This is a genomic window from Antarctobacter jejuensis (genome assembly GCF_052266595.1).
Taxonomy (GTDB): Bacteria; Pseudomonadota; Alphaproteobacteria; order Rhodobacterales; family Rhodobacteraceae; genus Antarctobacter; species Antarctobacter jejuensis.
The window spans coordinates 474,164-485,764 of the sequence record NZ_JBQQXJ010000002.1; the positions used below are offsets into that span (position 1 = coordinate 474,164).

An 11,601-nucleotide genomic window follows, 5' to 3' on the forward strand; every position below is an offset into this window, starting at 1 on the left:
TCCTCCCGGGCGGTCAAGGTTCAGCTTGTCGCGGTAAAGATTTGCGCGGAATTCATCTATATCTCGCACGAGTTTCGTGCGTTGCCTACTAATCGCCATGTTCCCCCCCCAGGAAACACATTTTCAAAACGATTTTGGCGCCAAGGTCTCAACCCTAAGCGGAATCACTTGATCGACGCCAGAAAAATATTTCCCGCCCGAATTCGGCGCTCGGGTCGGCATGTCCCTCCCGGACCTCCCAAATTGGCAAATGTCGGCCGTAATTGCGCGCGCACCGGTCCATAGGTTTCGGGGCGCGCCGAACTTGCCGCCAATCAGCGCTACGCGCGCTCCCACATGGAAACATTGCGTGCCCCGCAATCGAGTCCCCAATCGCTTTTTCTTGTCCCGGTCGGCAAGACCGGTCATGATTTTTGCGATGACAACAGCAGCCTTTACTCATCCCATACCGCTGGGCCTTTGCCTTGCAGAAACCGCGCCGCCTGCATTCAGGGACACGCTGGCGGCTCTGGGCTCGCGGATCCACCTCGACGCCGGGGCGGATCTGTTCCGCCAGGGGGACGATGCCGACGCCATATACGTTCTCGAAGACGGGGCTATGGAGGTCAGCATCCTGTCCGAAGACGGGCATAAGCTGACGCTCAATTTTCTGGGCGCTGGCACGATCTTCGGTGAGATTGCGCTGGTCGATGGCGGGCCGCGCTCGGCGACAGTAAGTGCGGTCGAGGCCTGCACCCTGTTGCGGATCAGCAAAGCAGATTTCCTGACAGAGATCCGATCGAACCCACAATTCGCGGTGGACATGATCCAGGTCTGTATTGAACGGTTGCGATGGGTTTCCGGTCAGCTTGAAGCCCATGTCTTTCACCCATTGCCAGTGCGGCTGGCCCGGCGCTTGTTGTACCTGATCGATACCAGGGCGCAGGGCAACGCCTTGCCCATGTCCCAAAGCGAGATGGCCGCCCATGTTGGCGTCACCCGCGAGGCAGTGACCAAGGTGCTTTCCGTTTGGAAGAAGGCCGGTATCGTATCGCAGGGACGGGGGCACATCACGGTTCTTGACAGGTCCGCCCTGGAAGATTTTGCGGCAACGGGGCACCTCTGACAGGGTTTGACGGGTCATCGTCCATCACACCTGTTCCTTTAACAGCAGCGGGAGGCCGGGTCGCACGTCCGGCACTGGCGCCACGCGCCGGCACGGCCTGTCCTTCTGCCACAAGAGCAGAATGGTCCCGGTCAGCGTCACGCAGCCTGCCAATTGGATCAGCGTCATCTGTTCGCCCAAAAGCGCCACGGCAAGGACCACCGCGACGGCCGGTTGTGTCATACCCGCGACAAGGCCAGCTGCGGCCCCGTCACAGCGAGCCATGCCGTGGCTGAAACAGAAAAAGGCAGCGGCGGTTGGAAAGAGGGCAAGATAGCCGGTCAGGACCAGCGTCGGCGTGGTCAGTTCTATTCCGTCGAGTGACGTTCCCCCGAACGCGGTGGCCAGCAGGATGAAGCCACCCAGCAACACCGCGGAAAGCGTCAGCCCCGCCCCGGTGACGGCCAGTGCCGGAGCCCGTTCGGTCAGGCTGCGGGTGGTAAACGTCATGACGACAAAGGCCACCGCGCAAATCATGACCACCGGCAATCCTGTCGCCCACGGTTTTTCGGAGGGGCTTTCAAACCCGTCGAAAGAGAGCATCGTCACACCGAGGATCGCGATAGCGAGCGCGAGGATGGTGTTGCGACCGACCCTTTCACGAGAGGTCACCTGATTCCACGCCATGCACAAAAACGGGCGCAGTGTGACGCCCAGAAAAACGGTCGTCACGACGCCCAGTCTTTCGAAACTCGTGAACAGAGCCACCTGAAAGATCACGCAGGCCAGAGCGAATGCAAACAGGACCGGCAGGCGCAGGCTACTCAGGCCGCTCCCCCGCAGTCCCTTTGCCAGAAGGGAGAGACACATCAGAACGGGTCCAGCCACGATCAGCCGCGCAAAGGCGAGCATTTCGGGCGGCCAACGTATCTCGTTCGGCACCAGCCCGGCGGCAATCCCGGTTGTCGCCCAGAGCGTCGATGCCAGCACCAACAGGACCAGCCCACTGCGGTTCATGCCGTGCCGATTTTTCGCAAACCGCGCGAACAGCTCAGCGAGCCGGGACAGCGTGGGCCCACTCCCGTCGACGGGCATGCGACCGGGAGCGGCTGTGGCGGCCTGTTCTCCGGTCCGAAGCATCATCAGGACAGAGGGGATCATCAACGCCATGATCATCGAGAACGGCAACGCGCCCATGATCATCAGGTTGCGACAAGACGCGAGCCCGCCTACGGCGATCACTGCTCCGGTAACCGCGGCGATCACCACAGCCCACAGGGTGGAATGCAGCCTTGTCTCACCCAATGCGCTCCCAGCAGCGCCAATCGACTTGATGGCAATGATCGCCGCGGTCGAGGACGCCACGCAAAGAATCAGGAACAACAGGACCAGCGCGCCCTTCGTCGGCACCGCCAATACCTGCGGCATGATCAGATCGATGGTCTTGTAGATCCGGAATGCATGCTCGGCGGTGAGAAGCCGACCCGCTGCGGTGCCGTCCAGTTCCAGTGATACCGCCGACCCGCCGGTCACGGAGAACCACACAAAGCACATCACCGTTGGGCACAGCACGGACCCGAGGATGAATTCACGCACGGTACGGCCCCGGGACACCCGCGCAAGGAACAGCCCGACAAAAGGCGCAAAGGCGATCCACCACGACCAGTAGAATACCGTCCAGCCCTCCTGCCAGATCCGTTGTTGCGCCTGAACCGTCGAGGCTGCCGGGTCGTAAAGCGTCACGACCTGCGCGGGGAGAGCGGAAACGTAGCCCAGGCTCGTTTGCGCAAAGATCCCGAACGCGTCGGTGCCGACGCCAAAGAAGGCAAAGATCAGCATGACGACGAAGGCCATCAATATACCGATCTGCGATACCCATTTCACCCCGCGGTCCAGACCCGATGTGATGGAGGCAATCGTCATGGCAACGGCCAGGACCAGCGTCATCAGCAGGGCCGCAAAGGTAGGATTACCCAGAGCGTCGGCAAAAAAAGGATTGCCGGTCAGCTCAGCCAGCCCGGTACAGATCTGCTCCAGGGCAAACACGATGGTGGTGGCGATCCCGGTCAAGATCGCAAGGATTGCAAGAATGTCGATCACGTGGCCCAATGGACCTTCGAGCTTGCGGCCGAGCAACGGCGAGACCACCGAGCGCATGGTCAATGGGTGCCCGAACCGATGGCAGGCCAGACCCAATGCCAGACCGGTCAACGCATATCCGCACCAGGCCGAAAGGCCCCAATGCAGGAACACGTACCGTAGCGCAGAGATCATCGCGGCCCGGCTTCCCGGGGCGATCTCACCACTCAGAATCTCGGGATTGTTGGCGAAATGCGACAGGGGTTCGCTAACGGAAAACACCAGGATGCCGGTGCCGACGCCGGAACAGAACATCATCGCCAACCATCCGGTCGTACCGATCGATGGACGTTCGCCGTCCGGTCCCAGCCGAACCCGCCCGGAAACGGGAAGGCAGGCGATCACAAATATAAACAGAACGAAAGCCGCAGTCAGGTAGACATACCATCCTGCAAAACGGGACAGGGTGAATTTGGTCAGTGTTTCAAGGACGATTGCGCAGGTGTCCGGCAGAAACAGCAGAAGGATGACCATGAAGAGGACCAGCGACTTTGCCGTCATTGCGACAGCAGGGCTGAAACCCTTGTATATACCCGTTCTGACGGTTCTAATCCGCAAGGGTCTATTTGCTTCGATGACGACCATTTTTCCCAGGCTCCCGAACGCGGAATGTTCCGGACAATCTTGGGAAACCTGCGGCGCGAGTCTGTGAACGACATCGCACAAGGCCCGTTTTGGGATCTGAACGGCGCTATCGCGTGATGCCCGCTTTTCGCTTTTTGTCACCCCTGTTGGGATCGATTGCCACGAAGACGGCGAAATCCGTGGTTCGGAAATAGCCAATTCGGCACGTGCAGTCCGGAAAAAGGTTCAACAGCCCATATCTTTAGTGGGAACAGGGTCTGGTTTTGCGGAGGCTGATTTCGGTTAGTTGCGCGGCCATGTCTGCGCTTTCCAGAGCTGCGTGGAAGTTTATCTCTGCTTCTGCTGGCGGAATATTCCCGTTTGGCTCGAGAAGGCGGCGGTTGCTGAACCAGTCGACACATTCCAGCGTGGCGTATTCGACCGCCGCGCAGAGCGCGGTTGGGCAGGCGGCGAAGGCCAGGTCGGAGAGCTCCGTCAATCTCCGCGCGATGGCCTCCGCGTCGCGGGGAACATCGGTACGTAGGGGAAAAAACAGAAACCGGGTTTGATGAAAAAAGCCTGGCTCGCAAGGGCAGGGTCCCTGGGGCCAGCGCCGCCGCCAATAGTGGAGGCGGCCGCGACGTTCGAGATATCTTTATCGAGGTTTGCGCGGCATGACCGACTCCACTGTGCCAAGCGGAGTGCCAAGAGTTGTGCCAAATCGCCCAACAGCGACTCCCGAAGGAGTTTTCTGCTTTATCCCAATGGGTTGGTAGATTTGGCTCCGGCGGTAGGGGCCGTCCGAAACCCTTCAACCCATTGTATTCAAACGACGTTTCTGGAGTGACTCCTGAGCGTCTCCTGACGTGCCAAGATATGTGCCGTACATTGTGACCAGACACAAGGATTTCGATGTCAGGGCAGGGAGCTGAAAACCTCCTGTGGTTTCGCAGCGCATCGAATTTGAAAAAGAGAGCGCTCTTCCCGAAACCGCTGCAAGCCTGTCCAGGGCATGCGCGCGAAAGGCGTAGGCGCGGAGACCGGAAGTCCGACATCAGCGCCCATGGGACACCTGATATGATTTCGTAACAGAGGGTTTCGGGCTTATCGTAGCCGGCAAGGCGTGGAGATGAGACAGAAAAACGGAACCCAGAAGGGGCGGTCGAGAAGGTCATGAAGGACGTCCGCAGCCCCCACGGAAAGTGGCCGAAACGAGCACTTGGGGCGGCACGAAACCGCGACAGGTCCAGTTACCGCCTGGCCCAAAGCCGTGCCCGCAGGACCGAGCCGGAAACGACCTGACGGACTACCGCCCCAACCCAACAATCATATCCGTAGTCCGCAAGCGACAACTTCGGGCGAGATTTTGGGGGCTGCTACGGCCGGGCTACGCCAGACCTCGGCAGCCCCCAAAATCATGCTCTCCAAGGTCGCAGGCCCACCCATTCTTAGCCTGATTTTGCGCCGCCACGTGGCCGGATTTTGTTCCGTCATTGACATTTCGGTTCGTCCCACGGCGGTAAACGGCACACCTTTTTGGCGGCGGTTTCGTTCGCGCTCTCGACCGCTTCGGTTTCCGTGGACCCTTCGGCCAGCGCCAGCGCAAAGGCCCCGTGCCAGGTGTCTCCTGCGCCAAGGGTATCGATCGGGGTGACGTCCGGCACCGGCACGTCGGTCATCGACAATCCGTCGTGACACGACACCGGGTCGGGCCCCCGCGTGACACCGACCCACCTGCCGAGGCGCGCCGACGCCTCCTCAAGGGCCCGACCGTCCGACCCTCCGCAAAAGTCCTGCAGCCCTTGCGAAGAGAACGCGACGTGACTCGCCGCGCGCAACGCATTCAAGGCGGGTGCAACGGGTGCCTCCGCGTCCATCACGCCCGGAACCCGTCTGCGCCTGGCCGCACTCATCAGGGTCTCGGCCATGATTGGAAATCGCGTGTCTGCAAGGGCAGCCCCGAAGGCAAGGCGATCCGGCAGGAGGTCCGCGCTGTCCATTTCTGCATCTACGCGAAAATTGACTATCGTGCGCTCGCCATCCGGCGTGATGGTGATAGCGGAATGCGATGTCCTGGTCTTGGTGGACGTACGCAGCAGGCTGTCGTCGATCCCGATGTCCCGGATGCGCGCGCGCAGGATCTCTCCGAAAGCGTCGTCGCCAACAGTGCCGACCAGCATGGCATGCCCTCCCAGTCGCGCGATTGCCGCCGCCGCATTGCAGGCGCCGCCTCCCACGGAAAGGCGTGAGTCTGCCGCCCTGTGCTTTTCCCCGGCGGTCGGGTGGGCGGCCACGTCCAGCACAAGGTCCAGCGCGACCAACCCGCCACAGACGACCCGAGTCACGAACGGCGCCCCTTCAGGCGAGATTTTCAGTGCATGCGTTGCGCGCGGCCCTCGCCGCATGGCCCAACATGGAAATATCGTTGGGCCCGACGATGAAACGATAGCCCGCGTCGCGCAGCGCCGCATAGTCCCGTCCGGCCCCCTCGATCGTGCCAAGCATCAGGCCGGCACCGTTTGCGCTGGATTCGACCTTGCCGATCGCGGTGCGCACGTCGCCATGGGTCAGATCCTCCAGGTGGCCCATCGACGCAGCCAGGTCGTTCGGACCGACAAACGCCATGTCGATCCCGTCGATCTCCGCAATCGCGGCGACATCTTTCACGGCATCGACATGTTCGATCTGGACCATGAGAAGCAATTCGTCATGCGCAACAGCTCTGGCATAGTCGGTCACGTCGCCGAACCCGGTTGCCCGCACGATGGGTGCGGCATACCCGCGCCGCCCCCGAGGCGGGTAGAGACAGGCCTGCGCGATGTCGCGTGCCATGGAGGCGGAATGGACCATCGGCACCATGATGGACCGCGCGCCGCGATCCAGCGCGCGCTTCAACGTCGCCTCGGACGGGTCGGGAACGCGCACAACGGCCTGTCCCCCGGCAGCCTCGACCGCGCGGATCAGGCCGAGCCCCTCTTCCAGACCCGCAATGCCATGTTCGCAATCGATCACCAGAACGTCCCAGCCTGCATGAACCAGCAATTCCGCCACGTCGGGCGACCCGAGTTCCAGCCAGGCGGCGGCCACGGTTTCACCCGACTTCAACCGCTTCTTGAGAGTATTCTGTCCTGTCATGGGTTTAGGTTTCCTTCCTGCCTCTTGCCCTTCTCGGGCCGAACATGTCCAAAACGGCGCGCACCAGAAGCACGCCCCAGACCACCAGCGTGATCACTCCGAGGACCGCCGCGGCGTCCCGTTCGAAAAACTGGGTGATGTCGCCCTGTGCCTTCATCATCGACACCATGAAATTGTCTTCCACCACTTGGCCGAGCACGATGCCCAGGATCGCAGGTGCCAAGGGTATTCCGGCACGCGCCATGGCATAGCCGACAATCCCCAGTACAAGGATAATCCAGATCGCCATGGTGCTGCCCGTGATCGCGTAGCCGCCGATCATCGACAGCATCAGGACCAGCGGCATCAGGACCGAACGCGGCACGCGCAGGAGCTTGGTTGCCATGGCGATGGCCAGACCGCCGGTTATCACCATCAGAACGTTTGCCAACAGGAACGCGCCGAACAGCGTGTAGACCAGCGTTGCGTCGTTGGTGAAAATATCGGGGCCCGGCGTCAGCCCCTTCATCAGCAACACGCCGATGGCGATTGCCGTCACGCTGTCGCCGGGGATGCCGAAGACAAGTGCTGGCGTCCATGCCCCGGCGACGGCGGCATTGTTGGCCGCGCCCCCGTCAACGATCCCTTCCAGATGGCCCTTGCCGAATTTCTCCGGTGTGCGCGAGAAACGCCGCGAAAGCGCGTAGGAGATCCAGGCGGCAACGTCCGCACCGGCGCCGGGCAGAGCACCGATCACGGTGCCACCGGTCCCCGAGCGCAAGACGCTCACCCACCGCCGCCGGATTTCCGCTGCCGCATTCCGCAGGGCCTCGGCAATGGGCTCGACGGTGAGCCTGCCAAGACGGGTCTCCGTGCCCGTCGCCGCGTTGCGCAATAATTCCGACAGGGCGAACAGGCCGATCATCGCCGGGATGAAACTGATGCCATCGTAAAGCTCGTCCAGACCAAAGGTATAGCGGGGGTGTCCGACCGCCACATCGATCCCGACGGTTGCGACGGCCAGACCAATGAACAGGCTGGCAAAATTTCGGGGCACGGAAGACCCGCCGACGAAAACCGCGCAGCTCAGCCCCAATGTCGCAAGCCAGAAGGCCTCGTCACTGGAAAAACTGGTCGCAAGGCGCGCCAGTTGTGGCGATGCGAGGGACAGCATCAGAACACCGATTACGCCGCCGATCACGGAGGCAAAGAGCGAGACGAACAGCGTCGTGCGGGGCTGTCCGTTTTGGGCGAGGGCATAGCTGTCTTCGACATAGGCCGCCGAAGCGGGTGTGCCGGGCATCTTCAGGAGCGCGCCCGAAATGTCGCCGGCGAAGATTGCCGTGGTCGTCGTGGCGACGATCGCAGCCACGGCCTGCACGGGATCCATGAAATAGGTGAATGGCACCAGCAGGGCGACCGCCATCGTGGCCGTCAGGCCCGGCATCGCGCCGACAAGCGCGCCGTACAAGGTGCAGGCCAGAACTGTAGTGATGATCAGCGGATCGGCCACTGCCGACAGGATTGCCATGAGGTCCATCGCCAGATCCTCTTACCAGGCCAGAGGGGTCAGGACGCCCCAGGGTAAAGCCACACGCAGGATCGAATAAAAGACATAATGCAATGCAAAGGGCGCCACTACGGAGAGCCCGATCGTGATGGGCCAGCTACCCCCGAATAGCCGGACGGCCACAACGAAAGCGAGCGCCGCGGAAACATGAAATCCAAGCCATGGCAGGATGATGGTGAAAGCCGCGACTATCCCGATCAGCGTCACGAACGGGATCCACGCGGTCGGTCGGGTATCCTCCTGCTCCGGCGCAGTTCCGCGACGCGCTTCGAGCAATATGCCAAGTCCGGACAGAACAAGCCCGGTGGCGATTATGTTCGGGAACAGGTCCGGCCCGTAAGCCATGACAGGGATCTGGGGAAAGCCGCTTGCATTCCAGGCCATCGCAATGGCGAGGGCGATCAACGCCGCCCCCGTCACCACATCGCGGTTGATGTTCATTTGGGAGCCCGGGCGATCACTTCGCCAGACCGACGGCTTTGATGGTATTTCCCAGGGCGGCGTCAGATGCCTTCATGTAGTCCACGAGCTCGGCCGACGGCATCGACACGACCTCTGCACCGCGGCTGGCCTTGAATTCGGCCCATTCGTCGGTCTGGACGATCTCGGCCACCGCCTTTTCGTAGGAGCACGCGATTTCCTCGGGCAGATCGCCCGGGCCGGAAATCGTGATGTAGGCGGCAAGCGTCCAGCCGCTGTCCAGGGCATTCGCGGTCAGCGGTACATCCGGCAAGGCGGCCATCGGGGAATCGTGCATGTACGCGAGGGCGCGAAGCTCTCCCGCCTCGATCAACGCCTTGCCTTCGGAGAGCGCCGGTGTGGCCACGTCGACGCCGCCGGCCAGCAGCTCCTGCATTGCGGGCGCCGCCCCTTGCGACGGAATCCAGCGGATCGCGTCGGGCGCCATCCCTTCCGCGTTCAGCATCCCGGCAAGGGCAAGGTGCCAGATGCCGCCGAGCGACGTGCCCGAACCGGTCAGGTCTCCAGGGTTTTCGCGGGCATGGTCCAGCAAGCCCTCAAGCGTCTCGAAGGGGCTGTCCTTGCCGACAAGGACACTGGCCGGGACGATGTCGACAAGGGCGATGGGCGTGATGTCGTCCATCGTCAGGTCCGTCAGGCCGACCCAATGCATCGTATTGATTTCGACCGTGACCGCGCCAACGGTGTAGCCATCGGGATTGGCCCGCGCGATCGCGGAATGCCCGGTCACGCCGTTGCCCCCGGTACGGTTCACCACGTTGAAAGGCACATCCCACTTCTGCTCCAGCATGCTCGCCAGCATGCGGGAATTGGCGTCAGTGCCGCCCCCGGCGCCCCACGGAACGATGTATGTAACGGCACGATCCGGCTGCCAGTCACAAGACTGGGCCTGAACTGCGGTGCCTGCTCCGGCGACCAGAGCGGTCACGGCTATGGCCTTTGTCACGGTTTTCATTGTGTCTCCTCCCGATGGTTTGCCAACGCGCCGGCGGAGCCGTACGTCGTTCTGCACCTCTTTGAAGCATAGCATCGGGCCTTTAGTCAATCGATTGAATAGAGTTGGCAACCCGCAGCGGGGGTGGGTATTGTGCAAGCATGAGAAGGCGGATCAGACTGCGCGACATTGCCGACGAACTTGGATTCTCGGTTTCCACCGTTTCGCTGGCATTGCGCCGCGATCCGCGGATCCCCCCGGAGACCGCGGAACGTATCCGCACGACCGCGGAACGCCTCGGATACATATACAACCGCGCGGCGGCCGATCTCAGGCAATCCAGAAGCAGTCTGGTTGCCGTCGGGCTCAGCGATCTTTCCAACCCGGTGTTCAATGAATTCCTCAAACACATTCAGGACGAGTTGACCAAACACGGTCGCCATGTGTTCCTCGGCGTCGCCCGCGAGGACCTGGACCTTCAGTGCGCATTTCTGCAAACCGCGCTGGAACAAGGGGTGGGCGGGGTCATTCTCTGCCCGGTTCGCGGCACGACACCGGCGGACCTGGACATGCTGGTTCCCGAGGGAGCGCATTCCGCAACGACTCCGACAGTGATATTTTCCCGCGCCATGCCCGGTCTGCCAGTTCCACAATTCGTCAATGACGATCTCATGGCGGGACGCATGGCGGCGGAATGCCTGCTGCAGGCCGGGCACAGGCGTCTGTGCTGGCTCGGGGGCGGGCACGCATCCTCGACGGCAAGGAATCGTCTCAAAGGGTGCCTGGATGCAGTCGCGGCCCATGGCGATGCGCCACCGCCCCGCCTCGTGCACGGCCCCACGACTCGCCGTTTCGGATTCGAGGCCGCGCGCGCAGCCATCGAAGGGCCAGATCCACCTACCGGGTTTGTCTGCTTCAGCGATCTGATCGCCTTCGGCGTCATCGCGGCCTGCCATGACGCGGGAATGATGCCCGGCCGTGACATCGCCATCATCGGTTGCGACGACATGGAAGAAGCCAGCTTTACCTCTCCCGGGCTTACAACCATCCAAGTTGACAAGAGCGGTATCGGTTGTGGTGCGGCCCGGCAGATCATTTCAGCAGACGCATCGACCGCAGAGGTGGTTTTCAATCCAAAGCTGATCCACCGTGGGACGGTTGGCCCTGTGGTGTTGGAATGACTCGTAATGCTTCGGGGCGGTGGCCTGACCAGCGTCTCGGGATGGTGAAACATGAGCTTTTTGATATCGCAAGACCCGTCCGGCATCATCGATCGGCGCTGTTGCTCTGCGTCCGCCGGGCGTTGTTGCAGTAAGGCTGCCTGAGACGTGAGTGCCCCTTTCCCGTTCAGGCTCAGGCCACGCGGACGACCTCGGCGGTGCCGAGCGCGTTGAAACGATTAATAAGAACGACCCGGATGTGAATTTCGGCAGTTTGGCGATCGGGATCCCGCGCGGAGATGCGCTCACCTAAGGCCTTCAGGCTCCGCATCCTGGACTCCATGCGGCTGCGGGCTTGGTATCCGGTCCACCGCTTCCAGAATGCCCGACCGTAGTGACGCGTGGCGCGCAGGGTTTCGTTGCGCGCCTTAGGGTCAGGATGCATTGATTTCGCGTGAACAGCATGATTCACGGCTTCGAAAACGGAGCGGTGACATGAGCGATCTCTTCTGGCTGACCGACGCGCAGATGGCACGCCTGGCCCCTTTCTTTCCCA

8 protein-coding genes and 2 pseudogenes are annotated in these 11,601 nt (G+C 61.9%); 2 read left to right on the forward strand and 8 right to left on the reverse strand.

Going from position 1 to position 11,601, the window contains the following annotated elements; translation table 11 throughout:
* The first annotated feature begins 418 nt into the window (after positions 1-418).
* Positions 419-1,105, forward strand: a complete 687-nt coding sequence (locus ACTXGA_RS04935) for a Crp/Fnr family transcriptional regulator (protein ID WP_443392016.1) — start codon at positions 419-421, stop codon at positions 1,103-1,105.
* Positions 1,106-1,129: 24 nt separating this feature from the next.
* Here ACTXGA_RS04935 and ACTXGA_RS04940 read toward each other — a convergent pair whose 3' ends face one another.
* The 7 genes and pseudogenes from ACTXGA_RS04940 to ACTXGA_RS04970 form a co-directional block, all read right to left on the reverse strand.
* Positions 1,130-4,006, reverse strand: a complete 2,877-nt coding sequence (locus ACTXGA_RS04940) for a BCCT family transporter (protein WP_443392017.1) — start codon at positions 4,004-4,006, stop codon at positions 1,130-1,132.
* 43 nt (positions 4,007-4,049) lie between these two features.
* Positions 4,050-4,232, reverse strand: a pseudogene (locus ACTXGA_RS04945) (hypothetical protein); the annotation flags it as partial.
* Positions 4,233-5,277: 1,045 nt separating this feature from the next.
* On the reverse strand, positions 5,278-6,258 hold the full coding sequence (locus tag ACTXGA_RS04950) for a PfkB family carbohydrate kinase (RefSeq protein WP_443392018.1): 981 nt from the start codon (positions 6,256-6,258) through the stop codon (positions 5,278-5,280).
* Positions 6,146-6,922 (reverse strand): HpcH/HpaI aldolase family protein, encoded by a 777-nt coding sequence (locus tag ACTXGA_RS04955; protein ID WP_443392019.1) that lies wholly within the window; start codon positions 6,920-6,922, stop codon positions 6,146-6,148. Before ACTXGA_RS04955 ends, ACTXGA_RS04950 begins: the two co-directional genes overlap by 113 nt.
* Positions 6,923-6,926: 4 nt before the next feature.
* Entirely contained in the window at positions 6,927-8,441 is a 1,515-nt protein-coding gene (locus ACTXGA_RS04960; protein ID WP_443392020.1) for a tripartite tricarboxylate transporter permease, read from the reverse strand.
* 12 nt (positions 8,442-8,453) lie between these two features.
* On the reverse strand, positions 8,454-8,912 hold the full coding sequence (locus ACTXGA_RS04965; protein WP_443392021.1) for a tripartite tricarboxylate transporter TctB family protein: 459 nt from the start codon (positions 8,910-8,912) through the stop codon (positions 8,454-8,456).
* Between the two features lie 16 nt (positions 8,913-8,928).
* A complete protein-coding gene (locus ACTXGA_RS04970) occupies positions 8,929-9,906 on the reverse strand; it encodes a Bug family tripartite tricarboxylate transporter substrate binding protein (RefSeq protein ID WP_443392022.1) in 978 nt (325 codons plus the stop codon).
* A gap of 140 nt (positions 9,907-10,046) precedes the next feature.
* Here ACTXGA_RS04970 and ACTXGA_RS04975 point away from each other — a divergent pair, with 140 nt between their 5' ends.
* Positions 10,047-11,066: a LacI family DNA-binding transcriptional regulator gene (locus ACTXGA_RS04975; RefSeq protein WP_443392023.1), complete on the forward strand. Its 1,020-nt coding sequence runs from the start codon at positions 10,047-10,049 to the stop codon at positions 11,064-11,066.
* 172 nt (positions 11,067-11,238) lie between these two features.
* On the opposite strand, the pseudogene ACTXGA_RS04980 reads toward ACTXGA_RS04975, so the two are convergent.
* Positions 11,239-11,601, reverse strand: a pseudogene (locus tag ACTXGA_RS04980) (hypothetical protein); the annotation flags it as partial.

Coding starts and splice junctions, on each gene's coding strand:
- ACTXGA_RS04935 (WP_443392016.1), top strand. CDS start 419: ATGACAACAGCAGCCTTTACTCATCCCATACCGCTGGGCCTTTGCCTT.
- ACTXGA_RS04950 (WP_443392018.1), bottom strand. CDS start 6,258: ATGCGGCGCTGCGCGACGCGGGCTATCGTTTCATCGTCGGGCCCAACG.
- ACTXGA_RS04955 (WP_443392019.1), bottom strand. CDS start 6,922: ATGACAGGACAGAATACTCTCAAGAAGCGGTTGAAGTCGGGTGAAACC.
- ACTXGA_RS04960 (WP_443392020.1), bottom strand. CDS start 8,441: ATGGACCTCATGGCAATCCTGTCGGCAGTGGCCGATCCGCTGATCATC.
- ACTXGA_RS04965 (WP_443392021.1), bottom strand. CDS start 8,912: ATGAACATCAACCGCGATGTGGTGACGGGGGCGGCGTTGATCGCCCTC.
- ACTXGA_RS04970 (WP_443392022.1), bottom strand. CDS start 9,906: ATGAAAACCGTGACAAAGGCCATAGCCGTGACCGCTCTGGTCGCCGGA.
- ACTXGA_RS04975 (WP_443392023.1), top strand. CDS start 10,047: ATGAGAAGGCGGATCAGACTGCGCGACATTGCCGACGAACTTGGATTC.